The sequence below is a fragment of the Chryseosolibacter indicum genome (assembly GCF_018598585.1).
Taxonomy (GTDB): Bacteria; Bacteroidota; Bacteroidia; order Cytophagales; family Cyclobacteriaceae; genus Chryseosolibacter; species Chryseosolibacter indicus.
On the sequence record NZ_JAHESD010000005.1, the window covers coordinates 141374 to 157436 of the forward strand.

Annotated in this window: 13 protein-coding genes; 8 read left to right on the forward strand and 5 right to left on the reverse strand. The window is 40.4% G+C overall.

The window, feature by feature from the left end; translation table 11 throughout:
• The first annotated feature begins 31 nt into the window (after positions 1–31).
• Complete coding sequence (locus KK060_RS04060) at positions 32–2671, forward strand: valine--tRNA ligase (RefSeq protein WP_254152380.1); 2640 nt, start codon at positions 32–34, stop codon at positions 2669–2671.
• Between the two features lie 246 nt (positions 2672–2917).
• Here KK060_RS04060 and KK060_RS04065 read toward each other — a convergent pair whose 3' ends face one another.
• The 3 genes from KK060_RS04065 to porX are packed head-to-tail and all read right to left on the reverse strand — an operon-like array spanning position 2918 to position 6123.
• Positions 2918–4141 carry an alanine dehydrogenase gene (locus tag KK060_RS04065; RefSeq protein WP_254152381.1) on the reverse strand — a complete coding sequence of 408 codons (1224 nt, stop codon included), beginning with the start codon at positions 4139–4141 and terminating at the stop codon, positions 2918–2920.
• A complete protein-coding gene (tsaE, locus tag KK060_RS04070) occupies positions 4113–4577 on the reverse strand; it encodes a tRNA (adenosine(37)-N6)-threonylcarbamoyltransferase complex ATPase subunit type 1 TsaE (RefSeq protein ID WP_254152383.1) in 465 nt (154 codons plus the stop codon). The genes KK060_RS04065 and tsaE overlap by 29 nt, the downstream gene beginning before the upstream one ends.
• Positions 4567–6123: a T9SS response regulator signal transducer PorX gene (gene porX / locus KK060_RS04075; protein WP_254152385.1), complete on the reverse strand. Its 1557-nt coding sequence runs from the start codon at positions 6121–6123 to the stop codon at positions 4567–4569. The genes tsaE and porX overlap by 11 nt, the downstream gene beginning before the upstream one ends.
• Positions 6124–6285: 162 nt before the next feature.
• Here porX and KK060_RS04080 point away from each other — a divergent pair, with 162 nt between their 5' ends.
• The 6 genes from KK060_RS04080 (at position 6286) to KK060_RS04105 (ending at position 12252) form a co-directional block, all read left to right on the forward strand.
• Entirely contained in the window at positions 6286–7512 is a 1227-nt protein-coding gene (locus KK060_RS04080; protein WP_254152386.1) for an HD domain-containing protein, read from the forward strand.
• 153 nt (positions 7513–7665) lie between these two features.
• Positions 7666–8724: a UDP-3-O-(3-hydroxymyristoyl)glucosamine N-acyltransferase gene (lpxD, locus tag KK060_RS04085; protein WP_254152388.1), complete on the forward strand. Its 1059-nt coding sequence runs from the start codon at positions 7666–7668 to the stop codon at positions 8722–8724.
• Positions 8725–8826: 102 nt separating this feature from the next.
• Positions 8827–10224, forward strand: a complete 1398-nt coding sequence (locus tag KK060_RS04090; protein ID WP_254152390.1) for a bifunctional UDP-3-O-[3-hydroxymyristoyl] N-acetylglucosamine deacetylase/3-hydroxyacyl-ACP dehydratase — start codon at positions 8827–8829, stop codon at positions 10222–10224.
• Positions 10221–11009 carry an acyl-ACP--UDP-N-acetylglucosamine O-acyltransferase gene (gene lpxA / locus KK060_RS04095; protein WP_254152392.1) on the forward strand — a complete coding sequence of 263 codons (789 nt, stop codon included), beginning with the start codon at positions 10221–10223 and terminating at the stop codon, positions 11007–11009. The genes KK060_RS04090 and lpxA overlap by 4 nt, the downstream gene beginning before the upstream one ends.
• A gap of 26 nt (positions 11010–11035) precedes the next feature.
• A complete protein-coding gene (locus tag KK060_RS04100; protein WP_254152394.1) occupies positions 11036–11671 on the forward strand; it encodes an ABC transporter ATP-binding protein in 636 nt (211 codons plus the stop codon).
• 113 nt (positions 11672–11784) lie between these two features.
• Positions 11785–12252 carry a hypothetical protein gene (locus tag KK060_RS04105; RefSeq protein ID WP_254152396.1) on the forward strand — a complete coding sequence of 156 codons (468 nt, stop codon included), beginning with the start codon at positions 11785–11787 and terminating at the stop codon, positions 12250–12252.
• A gap of 70 nt (positions 12253–12322) precedes the next feature.
• Here KK060_RS04105 and KK060_RS04110 read toward each other — a convergent pair whose 3' ends face one another.
• Both KK060_RS04110 and KK060_RS04115 read right to left on the reverse strand, forming a co-directional pair.
• Complete coding sequence (locus KK060_RS04110) at positions 12323–14686, reverse strand: endonuclease MutS2 (protein WP_254152397.1); 2364 nt, start codon at positions 14684–14686, stop codon at positions 12323–12325.
• A 2-nt stretch (positions 14687–14688) separates the two neighbouring features.
• The gene (locus tag KK060_RS04115) at positions 14689–15030 is read right to left on the reverse strand and encodes a DUF4296 domain-containing protein (protein ID WP_254152399.1); all 342 of its coding nucleotides are present in this window, start codon (positions 15028–15030) and stop codon (positions 14689–14691) included.
• Between the two features lie 128 nt (positions 15031–15158).
• Here KK060_RS04115 and KK060_RS04120 point away from each other — a divergent pair, with 128 nt between their 5' ends.
• Positions 15159–16040 (forward strand): DUF58 domain-containing protein, encoded by an 882-nt coding sequence (locus tag KK060_RS04120; protein WP_254152401.1) that lies wholly within the window; start codon positions 15159–15161, stop codon positions 16038–16040.
• Positions 16041–16063: the final 23 nt, after the last annotated feature.

The window sequence follows — 16063 nt, forward strand, 5'->3', positions numbered from 1 at the left end:
GAGTAAACAGGTAGTCTAAAGAAATTTAAGCATGTCGTTATCAACCAAGTACAATCCTTCGGAAGTAGAATCTAAGTGGTATAGCTATTGGATGGAAAAGGGCTTCTTTCATTCAGAGCCCAATCCTGATAAAGAACCTTTCTGTATCGTCATCCCTCCGCCTAATGTTACCGGAGTGCTGCATATGGGCCACATGCTAAACAATACCATTCAGGATGTACTGGTGCGCAAGGCAAGAATGGAAGGCAAGGAAGCATGCTGGGTACCTGGTACCGATCATGCCTCTATCGCTACCGAAGCAAAGGTTGTTGCCATGCTGCGCGAACGTGGAATAAAGAAATCAGACCTCTCACGCGAAGAGTTCTTAAAATACGCTTGGGAATGGAAAGAGAAATACGGAGGCATTATCCTGGAGCAACTTAAAAAACTTGGCGCTTCCTGTGATTGGGATCGTACCAAGTTTACCATGGACCCCGATTACTATGAAGCCGTAATTGATGTGTTCGTTGATTTGTACGGCAAGGGCTACATCTACAGAGGTAAGCGAATGGTAAACTGGGACCCAGTAGGTAAAACTGCCCTGTCTGATGATGAAGTTCATCATAAGGAAGTACAATCGAAGTTATACTATATCAAATATCCGATTGAAGGAGCGAAGGATGAATTTGTAACTATTGCTACGGTTCGCCCTGAAACCATCATGGCCGACAGCGCTATATGTATAAATCCGAAAGACGAACGCTACCAACACCTTAAAGGAAAACGAGTTTACATCCCTTTGATCGACCGCGCTATTCCTATCATTGAAGATGAATATGTGGCGATAGACTTTGGTACAGGCTGCTTAAAAGTAACTCCGGCTCATGACATGAACGACTATGAGCTCGGCAAAAAACATAATCTAGAAGTAATTGATATTCTTAATGAAGACGGAACACTCAACGACAAGGCAACCATCTTTGTGGGTGAAGACCGCTTTATTGCAAGAAAAAAAATAGCCAAAGAACTGGAACAGAAAGGTTTTCTCCTTAAAGCAGAGGACTACACTAGTAGTGTTGGTTTCTCTGAACGAACCGATGCCGTTATAGAACCACGTTTGTCACTGCAGTGGTTTGTGAAAATGGATATCATTACCAAACCTGCGCATGAGCGTGTTATGGATGATACCGTTCAATTGATTCCGGCAAAGTTTAAGAATACCTATAATCACTGGATGTCCAACGTGCGCGACTGGTGTATCTCACGCCAGCTCTGGTGGGGCCATCGCATACCCGCGTGGTATGATGGCCAAGGCAATTATGTAGTCGCCAAAACGCATGAAGAAGCATTAGTAACATACAAACAGAAGTATGCAACAGAGATCAAAGAGCTTACGCAAGATCCGGATGTAATGGACACCTGGTTCTCGAGCTGGCTCTGGCCAATGGCTGTATTTGATACCAGCATCTTCAAAGATCCGAAGAGCAAAGGCAATGCTGATCTGAACTATTACTACCCTACCAACGATCTGGTTACTGCCCCTGAAATACTTTTCTTCTGGGTAGCCCGAATGATCATTGCCGGCTATGAATACCGCCAGGAAAAACCATTTAAAAATGTTTACCTCACCGGTATTGTTCGCGATAAGCTGGGAAGAAAAATGTCTAAATCACTCGGTAACTCACCCGATCCGTTAGACCTCATCAAACAGTATGGCGCTGATGCTATTCGCACGGGTATGCTGTTCAGTGCTCCCGCAGGTAACGACTTATTGTATGATGAAAAACTGGTAGAACAGGGAAGAAACTTTGCCAATAAGATCTGGAATGCCTTCCGTTTGGTGAAGGGATGGACAACTGTATCTGAGGCACAACCCGAAGAAAACAAAATTGCTATTGAATGGTTTGAATGCAGGCTGAACGAATCCTTAACGGAGCTTGAAGACCACTTCAATAAATTCCGTATCTCGGATGCACTACACGCCATCTATAAGCTGATCTGGGATGACTTCTGTTCGTGGTACCTTGAAATGATCAAACCTGAGTTTGGCAAGCCCATCGACGAAGTTACCTACAACAAAACAATCTCACTCTTTGAAACACTTCTGAAAGTACTTCATCCCTTTATGCCTTTCATCAGCGAAGAGTTATGGCATGAGCTAAAAGAGAGAAAAGAAGATGATTGTATCATTGTAGCACAGTGGCCAAAGCCAGGAGCATTTGATAAGAAACTCCTTACGGAAAGCACCCTTGCTTTTGACATCATTACTGAAATACGTAATAGCAGGAATGCCAAAAACATATCACCCAAAGAAGCCTTAAAGCTTCAGGTTAAAGATGGAGAGAACGCTCCGGTTAAAGCGTTCTGGCCCATCGTTAAAAAACTATCTAACCTTACGGATATCACGTTCGTCAAAGAAGCTCCTGACACAGGAAGCAGCACGTTTGTTATCCAATCAACGGAGTTCTATATACCACTAGAAGGTAAGGTAGACGTTGCCAAAGAAAGGGAGACAATTACCAAGGAGATTGAGTATCAGAAAGGCTTTCTTAATTCCATTGATAAGAAATTATCGAACGAGAAATTTGTTAACAGTGCCCCTCCGCAGGTTGTTGAAATGGAACGCAAGAAGAAAGCAGATGCAGAAGCTAAGATCAACGCTTTGGAAGAAAGCCTGAAGAAACTAGCCTAAAACACCCATATTTCAGCATTTGTAGTGCCGCTACAGTGTAGCGGCAGAGTGCCTACTGACTTTCCTCCCATAAAATACCCTTTTTATGGGAGGATATGGGAGAACAAATGGGAGATCATCTATACAACAATGGGAGATCATCTATAGCGCATCTGGACCTCATCTATAAGACATCCGATGCCACACTGATGCCACTCTATTGCTACATGGGAGAAATACCTGCCTGGATTTTAAAAAAAATCTGGATTAAAATCTGGCGGCGAGAAGAAGCTCTATGTTCTTATGCTTTAAACCAAATTTACGGGCTACGTGCTCGTTTGTCAATCCTCCTTTATAAGTATAAACGCCCTTCATAAACCATTTGTGAGAGAATATCATTTCCTCTATCCCTCCTTCTTCTGCGGCTCTTAAAATGGTTGGGGTAAATATATTACTCAAGGCAGTCGTCGCAGTATGTGCCACACGTGATGCCACGTTAGGAACACAATAATGGATAACACCATGTCTTCTGAAAACCGGTTTACTCAAAGTTGTAATTTCCGATGTTTCTATGCATCCCCCCTGATCAATACTTAAATCAATTATTAATGAGTCCGGTTTCATCTGGCTCACCATATCTTCGGTTACTACATGCCTCGCCCTGCCCTTTTCGGCGCGAAGGGCGCCAATAACTACATCGGCACCTTTTAAAGTCTCGCTGAGGGTTATAGTATCGATAGTGGAAGTATAAATTTGTTGACCCAGCAAATGCTTAATCCTTCTTAGTTTATAAAGATGGTTATCGAACACCTGTACTTCAGCACCTAGCCCCAGGGCAGCACGTGCGGCATATTCAGCTACTGTTCCCGCTCCTATTATAACTACTTTGGTGGGTGGTACACCGGTTATACCTCCCAGTATTACTCCCTTCCCGTTATTGGCAGTGCTTAGATATTCGGCAGCGATAAGCATTACTGTGCTTCCGGCGATCTCACTCATTGCTCTGATGATCGGCATACCGCCCACCTTATCCTCTATAAATTCATACGCTAATGCTGTTACCTTCTTTTTCAGAAGTGCATTCAGATTTTCGACTTTAAGATGACCAAGTTGTAATGCAGAGATCAGCGCTTGCCCTGGATGCATCAGCTCAATTTCTTCTAATGTAGGGGGCTCAATTTTAAGGATTACCTCTGCCTTGTAAACCTCTTCCTGGGAGTATACAATCTTAGCACCAGCATCGCTATACAGCTTATCGGTGAACTTTGATCCTAAGCCAGCCTTTGTTTCTACCCAAACTTCGTGTCCGTTGTTTACGAGCAGGGCTACTGCATCAGGAGTTAAACTTATTCGGTTTTCCTGTAATGAAACTTCGTTCGGTAATCCTATGAAAAAAGAGTTCTTCGCTTTCTTTACTTTTAAAAGCTGCTCCTGTGGTGCCAGGCTTGTTTTCGCTAGTGCTTCAAATCCTGTTTTTTTCTTGTCCGTCATGAACAGAAAGGGCTATGGTTCTTAAAGTTTCTGATTGAGTTGTAATATTTACTTCAACATGATTTTGGGGAATTAGAGAGGGTATCTTTTCAGGCCATTCAATGAAACAATAATTCCCGGAATCGAAATATTCTTCCGTTCCTATGTCATAAGCTTCCGCTTCATTCTTAATTCTATAAAAATCAAAGTGATAAATTGTTTCATGACTTAGCGTAGCATACTCATTAACAATAGAAAAAGTAGGGCTACTCATATTATCAACTACGCCCAGGGTGTTGCATAGCTCTTTTATGAGCGTGGTTTTACCAGCACCCATTTCGCCATTAAATAACCAAACCCTGCATCCCATTGCTTCCTTCAAAAGATCTTTGGCAACCTTTGGCAAATCCGATATCGCAACATTCTCAAATATCCGATCCTTGACATCATGAAACATTTTTCGAATTTAGGAAAATTATAGGAATGATCATCTCTTCCATGCTTATGCCACCGTGCTGAAATGTATCTTTATAGAAATTTACGTAGTAATTATAGTTGTTGGGGTATGCAAAGAATTGATCCTCAATGGCAAAAACATAAGTAGTAGACACATTCATTTTTGGAAGAAATAATCTTTCGGGCTTCGTTACGGTCATTACTTTATCCCCTTCATAACCAAGATTCTTTCCCTGCTTATATCTGAGGTTGGTGTTAACAGATCTATCACCAATAATTTTAAATGGTTTTTTTACCCTTATTGTACCATGGTCGGTAGTAAGTATAAGCTTTACATTCTTTTCACTTATTTTCTTAATTATTTCCAATAGCGGGGAATGCAGCAACCAGGACTTTGTAATAGAACGATATGCTGATTCATCAGGTGCGAGTTCCCGAACCATTGCCATATCTGTCCGGGCATGTGAAAGCATGTCTACGAAGTTATAGACAATTACATTCAAATCGTTACTAAACAGATTATTAACCGTATCAGCCAGACTCCTGCCTTCTTCAAGGTTTTTGATTTTGTGATAAGAGGTCTTTACCTGAAGGTTATTACGCCTTATTTGTTTTTGTAAAAATTCATCTTCAGAATTGTTCTTTCCCTCTTCCTCGTCTTCACCTACCCAAAGGTTTGGGTTAGTTTTAGCCATTTCACTGGGCAGCTGCCCTGAGAAAATCGAATTGCGTGCGTAGGCCGTTGTAGTAGGCAATATCGAATAGTAATGATCTTCTTTATCAATTGTAAAATATTCCGATAATACGGGCTCAATTACTTTCCACTGATCATAACGCAGGTTGTCTATCAGTAGGACAAAGACTGGCTTGCCTTTCCCCAATTCTGGAAAAACTTTACGTTTCATTAACTGGTGCGACAACAGCGGTTTATCAGATTTAGGATCGTTTAACCAGCCATCATAATTTCTGATAATGAATTTCGCAAAGTTGGCATTAGCCTCAATCTTTTGCATTTCAAGCACCTCACCCATGTCGTGGTTGCCCTCCATTTCTAGCTCCCAATAGATCAGCTTTTTATAGATTTCAGCCCATTGTTCATGGTTCATATTATCCATAAAAGCCATACTTATCTTCCTGAATTCCTGCTGATAACTCAGGTTAATCTTCTCAGTAATAAGCCGTTTATTGTCTAGTATCTTTTTTACAGACAACAGGATCTGGCTTGGGTTTAAGGGCTTGATAAGGTAGTCAGCTATTTTTGAGCCTATCGCCTCTTCCATAATATGCTCTTCTTCATTTTTGGTGATCATCACCACCGGCAAATTAGGCTTTGTATTTTTTATCTGACTTAATGCCTCCAGACCAGACATTCCGGGCATGTGCTCATCCAGAAAAACCACGTCAAAGCTTTTCTCATCGCACATCTCTACTGCATCAGCTGCATTATTTACTGGCGTTATATCATAACCCCTCTGCTCGAGGAACATAATATGCGGTTTCAGTAAATCTATTTCATCATCAGCCCAAAGAATGTTGTATCGTTGCATAAGCAGATTTTTTTGCGTCAAGTTAAAAATATCAATTTATAATACGGCTTTATTTCATAAAACCGTTAAAAACATGTGATTCTAGTATGTTGTTTGTTGGTGTGTTGACGAATCCATGTAATTTTACCGGCAATCATATCAAATATTAAGCCCGGTATAAGTTTGAACAAAAAGAAAATCATTAATGATCCAGTTTATGGATTCATAACTTTAAAAAGTGAGCTAATCTTTGATATTATCTCACATCCTTACTTTCAGCGGCTAAGGCACATCAAGCAGCTGGGTTTAACCGACTTAATTTATCCGGGAGCACTGCATACACGGTTTCAGCATGCACTTGGCGCAATGCACTTGATGGGGTTAGTATTGGATAACCTAAGGCAGAAGAAAGTTGAGATTTCAAATGAAGAGTATGAAGCAACGCAGATCGCTATTTTGTTACATGATCTGGGCCACGGCCCTTTTTCACATGCATTAGAAGATTCTTTGCTGCAGGGCATTAAGCATGAAAGCATTTCATACATGCTCATGTTAGAACTAAACGATCACTTTAATCAGGCACTATCGCTTGCGTTAAAAATCTTTAGGAATAGCTATTCCCGAAAATTCTTTCACCAGTTAGTTTCAAGTCAGCTGGACATAGACAGGCTCGATTATCTGAAACGAGATTGTTTCTTTACGGGCGTTCAGGAAGGAACAATAGGTGTCGACAGAATTATTTCGATGCTTCATGTTTATAAAGATCAGCTTGTTGTTGAAGAGAAGGGAATTTATAGCATTGAAAATTTTCTTACTGCCAGAAGGTTGATGTACTGGCAGGTCTATCTTCATAAAACAACGGTGAGCGCAGAAAGAATGTTGGTGAATATTATCAAAAGAGCTCAAACGCTTATGCGTGCGGAAGCAGACATTCCAGCAAGTGATGCATTGAAATTCTTTCTCGCAAATAATCTTTCTATATCAGACCTTAAGCAAGACAAAAAAGCATTACATGCTTTTGGGGTTTTAGATGACAACGACATTTGGGGAGCCATAAAATGCTGGATTAACAACAATGACAAGATCCTATCAACCTTATCACGAATGCTGCTTGAAAGAAGATTATTTAAAATCATTTTAAGTTCAGACCCTATTAAGAAAAACCTGATTGAACGCATTCGTACAGACGTATCAAAAAAATATAAAACACTTAGAGCCGAGTCTCAGTACCTTTTTTCTTATGGCACTGTAACGAATGAAGCTTATGCAGAAGGCCAGAAAATTAACATTCTCACCAAGAAGGGGGAATTACTTGACATTGCGCAGGCTTCTGATCTGCCTAATATTAAGGCATTTAGCCGTATTGTAAAGAAAAACTATTTATGCTGGCCGAAGGATATAACCGTGTGATAGATTATTTAGATTAGTTTAGTACTTTCTTACATACAAGTGCCTTGAAACTTCTTGGCCAGCTACTGGAAAAGCCATTTAACAAAACTATCTTTGCGCATTGTGGCAAGCAGGATAAACACCATCCTTCAGCTATCATTATAACTAAGCACTATGGAATTTACAATTAATCAAGTGGCAGCTCTGATCGGTGGTCAGGTTAAAGGAAATGGAGATGAGAAGATCAACATGCTTGCCAAAATACAAGAAGCAAAAAAAGGCCAGATCGCGTTTTTATCAAATCCAAAATACGAACCTTTCATCTATACAACGCAGGCATCAGCTGTAATTGTTAAAAAGGATTTTCAACCGAAAAAGGAAGTACAATCCACGTTGATTCTTGTTGATGACCCCTATGTAAGCTTCACTGCTTTGCTTGAGCAATATCATCAAATGATAACTTTTCAGAAAGTAGGAGTTGAACAGCCAAGTTACATAAGTGAAAATGCCGTTGTGGGTTCTAGTGTCTACAGAGGAGCTTTCTCTTACATCGGCAATAAAGTTAAGATAGGGAACAATGTAAAAATATATCCTAACGCGTATATTGGTGATGACGTAGTTATTGGTGACAATACTATTTTATATGCAGGAGTAAAAATTTATGCTGGTACACGCATTGGCGCTAATTGTACTGTACATTCTGGGGCGGTGATAGGAAGTGACGGTTTTGGATTTGCACCCCAGCAAGATGGCACGTACAAAACAATCCCTCAAATGGGCCATGTTGTTCTTGAAGATAATGTATCAATTGGTGCGAATACGGTTATTGACTGTGCTACGTTAATGGGCGATGCTACTACTATCCGTAAAGGCGTAAAACTCGATAATCTAATACAGGTAGCACACAACGTAGAAATAGGAAAAAATACAGTTATTGCTGCTCAGACAGGCATTTCAGGTTCTTCTCGAATTGGCGAGAATTGTATCATTGGAGGACAGGTAGGAGTTGCAGGCCACCTTAAAATAGCAAATAAAACCGGCATTGGCGCCCAAGCGGGTATTCTTAAATCCATTACTGAAGAAGGTGAGCGCATACTTGGTTCCCCTGCCTTCGACGCAAAACAGTACTTTCAGTCATACGCTGTTTTTAAGAAGCTACCAGAGCTGCACTCTGGACTTAGAGATCTTGAGAAGAAGGTTGATCAACTCGAAGGGGATAAAATAGACAAATAGTGGGATGGTTTTATCCTTCTTATTCAAACCGTTGCGTAATACAATTTTTAATTATTGGCTAATCTGAATAATTGGGGTTAAATTTGCCGACTTTTCATAGGTATGCTTAATATTAAACAGCAAACAATTCAAAAATCAGTCTCTCTTTCCGGAGTTGGGCTTCATACTGGTGTTCAAACCAATATGACATTTCTTCCTGCTAAACCTAACCACGGTATTAAATTTCAGAGAATAGATTTACCAGGTTCACCAATAATAGATGCTGACTGCGATAATGTTGTAGATGTTTCAAGAGGAACTACCATAGAACAAAGCGGTGCTCGTGTAAGCACAATTGAGCATACACTTGCTGCTTTGGTTGGTCTTGAAATAGACAATGTGCTTATTCAGCTGGATGGCCCTGAATGTCCTATAATGGATGGAAGTTCTATTCAATTTGTTGAGACATTAAAAGATGCAGGGACTGACGAACAAAACGCATTACGCGATTTTTTTGAGGTTCAGGATCCACTCTTCTACCGTGAAGCAGCCAGGAACGTAGAAATTGCAGCACTGCCGCTTGATGACTACAGGGTTACAGTAATGATAGATTACAACTCTCCTGTTTTAGGAAGCCAGCATGCATCTATTACCGATATACGCCAGTTTGAAAAGGAGATTGCAAGCTGCAGAACATTCTGCTTCCTCCACGAACTGGAAATGCTCTATAAAAATAACCTTATCAGGGGTGGCGACTTAAACAACGCAATAGTTATTGTGGATCGCATCGTTCAGGATAATGAACTCGATAATATTGCTAAAATGCTTGGCAAGCCTAAGGTGGCTGTTAAGCAGGAAGGCATCTTAAACAACATTGAGCTCAGATACAAAAACGAACCAGCCAGACACAAGCTTCTTGATATTGTAGGTGACCTCGCGTTAGCAGGCCGCCCGTTGAAAGCTCAGGTGCTTGCGGCAAGACCAGGACATGCAGCTAACGTAGCATTCGCAAAAAAACTTAAGCGTGCAATGCACGAAGCAGACAAACAGGGGCGTCCTAAGTACAACCCAAGCTTACCGCCTGTAATGGATATTAACAAAATTACAGCAACACTGCCGCATCGCTATCCATTCCTGTTGATAGACAAAATCATTTACCTTGATAATGAAAGCGTAGCGGGCGTGAAAAACGTTACTGCTAATGAATATTTCTTTCAAGGGCATTTCCCAGGCAACCCCGTGTTCCCGGGTGTGCTTCAAATAGAGGCCATGGCACAAATCGGAGGAATTTTAGTTCTTAATACAGTTCCGGATCCTGAGAATTACTGGACATACTTTTTGGGTGTCGAGAATATGAAGTTCAGAAAAATGGTTCTCCCAGGAGATACACTGGTTATTCAATGCGACCTTGTAGCACCTATTAAACGTGGCATTGCAAAAATGAACGGCAGGGCATTCGTTGGTAATACATTAGTAAGTGAAGGAACGATGACTGCCAGTATAGTTAGAAAAGATTCATGAGTCGATTTCCGTTAGCAAATGTTCATCCTGAGGCGAAAATAGGTAACAATGTTACCATTGAGCCATTCGCCACGGTTCAGCAAAATGTTGTAATTGGTGATGATTGTTGGATTGGTCCGAGTGCCGTAATAATGAGTGGCGCAAGAATAGGCAAAAATTGCAAGATATTCCCTGGCGCTGTTATTTCTGGTATTCCTCAGGATTTGAAATTTAAAGGTGAAGACACTACTACTGAGATCGGAGACAATACAACCATCCGGGAGTGTGTAACCATCAACAGAGGTACAATAGATAAATACAAAACAGTTATAGGTTCAAATTGCCTAATAATGGCTTATGCTCACGTAGGCCACGATTGTATTATTGGTAACTATTGTATTCTTGGTAATACTGTTCAGCTGGCTGGGCATGTACTAATTGACGATTATGCCATTTTTGGCGGTGCATGTGCGGTACAACAATTCTCAAAAGTTGGTGCTCATGCTTACATTGGTGGTGGTTCTCTTGTACGAAAAGATATTCCTCCTTATACAAAGGCAGCGCGCGAACCCATTTCTTATGCAGGTATAAACACAGTTGGCTTGCGCAGACGAGGTTTTACTTCAGAAAAAATCAACGACATCCAGGATATCTACAGGTATATATTTTTGAAGGGAATGAATATATCGAAAGCCATAGAAAAGGTAGAAGCTGAAATATCACAAAGCCCTGAAAGAGATTACATCCTTGATTTCATTAAAACTTCGGAAAGAGGTATAATGAAAGGCTATGGCAGTAATGATTAAGTCAGTGGGATAGAATTTCGCTACTTATGGTTACTGAAATACCATTGATAAAGATTAAAGATTTAAGCAAGCGATTTAATCGCGAATGGATTTTCAGAAACTTAACCTATCAATTTAACAGGGGCAGTATTTATGTCTTTACTGGACCAAATGGTTCGGGGAAATCAACTCTTCTTCAGGTAATAACCGGAGCAATTCCGCCTACGGATGGAAGTTTAACCTATTACAATGTCAATAACAGTGAGATTGCCATTGATAATATTTACAAAAAGATTGCTGTAGCAACCCCATATATGGATCTCATCGAGGAATTTACCCTCGATGAACATCTTAGCTTTCATTTTGGAATGAGGAATATCAGGTATGAACTGACCTTAGCGGAATTAAAAAATATCATGTACCTGGAAAATGCGGGATCTAAGCACATCCAGAACTTCTCATCAGGTATGAAACAAAGGCTAAAACTAGGGTTGGCCTTTTATACTGAAGCTGATATTGTTTTTTTAGATGAGCCAGGCACAAACCTAGATCAAACTGCATTTAACTGGTACTACAATCAGTTGTTGAAAGTGCCAAAGGAATGCACAGTTATAATTGCATCAAATAATCCACAGGAATATCCTGAAAACAGCAAGCGGATAGACATATTGAGTTATAAGTAAGTATGGCAAAAGCGGTTACTAAATAACGTCTGATTGTATTTAAGCAGGATAGCGGGTACAAAGTTTGAATATTGGTATTTAAAAGGCATATTCGCTATAACAAATTTGGGATAATGAAAATAACAGCAAAAATTCTAACATTATTAATGCTCGTTGCCATGGCTACTTTTAGTGTTAGCTGCGGCGGCGATGATGATGAAAAGTCTGATAGAGAAGTTCAAATTGATAAGTTAGTTGGAACCTGGAACGCCACAGAAGTTTTGTTCGAAGGGTCGACGCCTCCGCTTGATCATTCAAAATTTCAATTAGTAATAACAAAGGATGGTAAAACAAGAGCAAAGTATGAAGCCCTTGGAAGACCACAGGGCCCAAGTGCGTGGCCGGCGAGTGGCTCCTTTGAATTTGGATCAAATGCAAAAACGAACTTGATTCGTGATGATCAAACTAATATTCAATATTCTGTTACAGATACAGAACTGACAATGAGCTTTACCTTTACAGGAGAGCCGTATGCGGCATCGGGTGGCAGAGCCAAGAATGTTGAAGGCGGATGGGATTTTAAATTCACCAAGGTTCAATAGGAATCTTACTAAAATAATAAAAGCAAAAGGGGTTAATTGAATAACCCCTTTTGCTTTATTCAATACCATTTTATTTTAAAATCACTACCGTAATACCATCCCCGCCACGCTCAACATGTTCATCAGCAGCAGAAGCCGCTTCTTTATAATTCCTAAGATGATCCCGGATTACTTTGCGCAACACCCCTTCTCCTTTACCATGCAAAATTCTTAGTTCACCTTGCCCGAGAAGAATGGCTGTGTCCAGGAATTGATCCAACATTGGAATTACCTCATCTACACGTTTTCCCCTTACATCTAGTGTGCTACTGAAGTGCGCCTGTTTTTCATAGATATTTATTCCTACTGATCGCAGTTTAGCCGAAACTTCTTTCTCCATTCCGGCGCCCAACTTCTCAAGTTTAGAAACATTAACAAGGGATTTCAATTCTCCAAACTGAACGGTGGCGTTTTTACCTTTTAAAGACACTACGATACCGCTTCCCTCCTGCCCGTGGATACGCACGCGATCTCCTTCACCAATCGCTTCTTTTGCTTTTTCTTTTTTCTCCTGTGGCTGGGCAACACGCTGGTTGAGGGATTCAAGGTTCTTCCTCACTTTTTGTGTCTCTTTTCGCTCGGCCCTGTTTTCCCTTATATGGCGAATCGTCTTTTCGATTTCCCTGTTTGTGTTCTTTAATAATTCAGAGGCCTCTTCCTTAGCTTTAGAAATTATTTCTTTTTTCCTTATCTCTAGCTCGGTAGAAAGTGTCTGATATTTATTCAACGATTGCTTTAATTCTATCTCCTGCTTTTCGAGGCGTTTAATTTTCTCACTCAACTCCTGGCGTTCTTTCTCTAGACTCCTCACAAGTGTTTCAAAACCTGCCAAGTCTTTACCGACCAATTTCTCTGCTTCCTCCAAAGTCTCTTTTGGCAGACCTGTTTTCCGGGCTATTTCTAATGCAAAAGAACTTCCGGGCTTACCAATATCAAGAACGTACAGTGGCACCAGGTTCTTGTCATCAAATCGCATCGCTGCATTTCGAATGCCTTGTCTTTGTCCTGCGAATAACTTCAGGTTATAATAGTGCGTTGTTGCCAAACCCCATACCTTCTTCTTTACAAGTTCTTGCAATACGGCCTGGGCAATAGCTCCACCAAAGTTAGGATCAGTACCTGAACCAAGTTCATCCAACAAAACCAGGGATCTGTCATTAGCAGACTTAATAAAGACACTCATGTTTCGTAAGTGACTGCTGTAAGTACTTAAGTCATTTTCTATTGATTGTTGATCACCTATATCCAAAAAGATATCCTGAAATACACCAACTCTTGATCGTTCAGAAACAGGTATCAGCAGTCCGCACTGCACCATATATTGAAGCAGCCCAACCGTTTTTAACGTTACTGATTTACCACCCGCATTAGGTCCGGAGACGAGCAACATTCTGCCGATGGGATCGAGCTCTATGTTCAAAGGCACTACTTCTCTTTTACCCTTTAAGCTGAGATATAGAAGTGGATGCTTTGCGTTGTACCAGGTGAGTTCGGGACCCTTTTCGATTATAGGAAGCTCTGCCTCTGTTTCAACTGCGAACTTTGCCTTTGCACGGATAAAATCAATCTGAGAAAGAAATGTAAAGGCTTGCCGAAGAGAAGGAAGTTGTAACCTTAATGCATCCGTTATTTCTTTAAGAACTTTAACTACCTCTCTTTTTTCGGAATGTTCAAGATCTCTGATTTCATTATTTGTGTCTAACATTTCTGTGGGCTCCATGAAAACGGTCTGGCCGGTAGCTGACTCATCAAGAATAAAACCTTTAAGTTTTCTTTTGTGCTCCGCTAAAATTGGTATTACAACTCTTCCATCGCGTACTGTAGGCAGTGCACCTTCAGGTACCCATTTATGCTCCACTGCCTGTCGAAACAGCTGATCAGCAAGTCTTCTTAGCCGGCTCTGTTCTTCTCTTAACCGCTTGCGTATTTCCTTTAGCTCATTACTTGCGGAATCCCGCACCTGCGCTTTATCATCAATCTTTTGAATAATAAGCTGAGGTACCTGGCTTGTAATAGCCACCGGCTCTGATAGCTTGTGTAGCTGAGGATATATCTCCTTTGATTTTGCCAAGAAGCTTTGACAAGCAATAATAGTCTCAAGTGCATTGGCAAGTCTTAGAAAATCATCTGCATCGAGGTAGTTTCCTTCCAATGCTATCTTTTGAAGCCAGGCAGTTCCATCATAGAAGAAGCGCGAAGGAAAAGTTTCTCCCTTTTCGAGTATCTGCTTGAATTCAAGACTTTGGCGTAACAGTATTTTAATAAAATCTGCATCCTGACTAAAACGCATTTTATCAACGTACCCCGCACCAGTTTCTGAGAGGCAGTACGATTGTATGCGTTGCCGGATGGTATCGAAGCCTAACTTTTGTTCGAATGAATCGGGAAATATCATGTTTAATTCTGAGTGCTGGGAGCACGTTGCTCCATAAGCTGTAATGAATCAACCAAAGCTGTATAAATTTGTTCCATTTCTTTGGGTCTATCCATATAATAATCAAAGGAAGCATCAAAAACAGAATCAGGAACTCCGTATTTTTCATAAACCTTCCCTTCCATATAGTTAAAAACCTTCTCTGAGGTATCTCTGTTTAAGCCAAGCCGGTTAACCTTTTCTTCCGAAATATATACCTCTTTTAAAATCTTAATCATCTCTTCTTTTGCCAGAATACCCGCCGGCAATTTTTCACTCCGCGTGCAGGAGGAAACCGACAAGCTTGCCGCTAATATAATAATCAAATACCTGAAGCCGTTTACCATTCTTATTAACCTATTCTCTGTTTGGGTGACGCAAAATACTCATAATTGTTCTATTTTTGGCCGTTTTGCTTTTGGGAAGCAAAACGTATGCTAATAACATTACGAGCTTGAAAGAGATTCTTAAAAAATTAAGGAAATACGAGATTCAGATACGCAAGGCTATTAATAGTCAGATGCAGGGGGATTTCCATTCTATTTTTAAAGGTACCGGACTCGAGTTTGATGATGTGAGGCCTTATCAATACGGTGACGATATCCGAACTATTGATTGGAATGTATCAGCAAAAGGACATGGTACATTTGTGAAAACCTTTCGGGAAGAAAAAGAACAAACCGTATTCTTTATACTTGATGTAAGCGCATCTGAGGATATCGGAAGTAAGGGTAGAACAAAGGCAGATGTAGGGAAAGAAATTTGCGGTGTTCTAGCTCTTTCAGCCGCCAAAGAGTCCAGCCACGTTGGTTTAATCTGCTACTCTGATATAAAGGAAAAATATATTAAACCGCTGAAAGGGCCTTTACAGGCATATGAGATTATAAGTACACTTGCCAGACTAAAACCCAAATCATTAAAAACGAATTTAAGCAAGGCTATATCCTTTGCGTTAAACACGATTAAGAGAAGAAGCGTGATTATTCTTATATCCGATTTTATTGATGAGGATTCTTATTTTCATAATCTGAAATCGCTGGCAAGAATACACGACCTTGTAGTAATTCAAATCAGCGACAAGCGTGAAACCCGTTTGCCAAAACTCGGAATTATTCCTGTTTTAGATAAAGAGACAAAACAGACTCTTTGGATCAATACTTCCTTTGGCGACTTTCGGGAAAAGATAACTAAAAGGTTCCTTCAACGTAAAACCGAGTTAGATCAGTTCAGCAGAAAACATCAGATAAACTTTCTTTCACTGGATACAGATGAAGATTATGTACCACAACTACTCAGACTGTTTAAAGTGAGAAACAAATCATTAAAAACAACTTGAGGTTAGCAGAAATGATCAGGCGC

What these genes read in the sequence shown, in the direction of transcription:
- KK060_RS04060 (WP_254152380.1), top strand. Translation starts at nt 32, where the DNA reads ATGTCGTTATCAACCAAGTACAATCCTTCGGAAGTAGAATCTAAGTGG.
- KK060_RS04065 (WP_254152381.1), bottom strand. Translation starts at nt 4,141, where the DNA reads ATGACGGACAAGAAAAAAACAGGATTTGAAGCACTAGCGAAAACAAGC.
- tsaE (WP_254152383.1), bottom strand. Translation starts at nt 4,577, where the DNA reads ATGTTTCATGATGTCAAGGATCGGATATTTGAGAATGTTGCGATATCG.
- porX (WP_254152385.1), bottom strand. Translation starts at nt 6,123, where the DNA reads ATGCAACGATACAACATTCTTTGGGCTGATGATGAAATAGATTTACTG.
- lpxD (WP_254152388.1), top strand. Translation starts at nt 7,666, where the DNA reads ATGGAATTTACAATTAATCAAGTGGCAGCTCTGATCGGTGGTCAGGTT.
- KK060_RS04090 (WP_254152390.1), top strand. Translation starts at nt 8,827, where the DNA reads ATGCTTAATATTAAACAGCAAACAATTCAAAAATCAGTCTCTCTTTCC.
- lpxA (WP_254152392.1), top strand. Translation starts at nt 10,221, where the DNA reads ATGAGTCGATTTCCGTTAGCAAATGTTCATCCTGAGGCGAAAATAGGT.
- KK060_RS04100 (WP_254152394.1), top strand. Translation starts at nt 11,036, where the DNA reads ATGGTTACTGAAATACCATTGATAAAGATTAAAGATTTAAGCAAGCGA.
- KK060_RS04105 (WP_254152396.1), top strand. Translation starts at nt 11,785, where the DNA reads ATGAAAATAACAGCAAAAATTCTAACATTATTAATGCTCGTTGCCATG.
- KK060_RS04110 (WP_254152397.1), bottom strand. Translation starts at nt 14,686, where the DNA reads ATGATATTTCCCGATTCATTCGAACAAAAGTTAGGCTTCGATACCATC.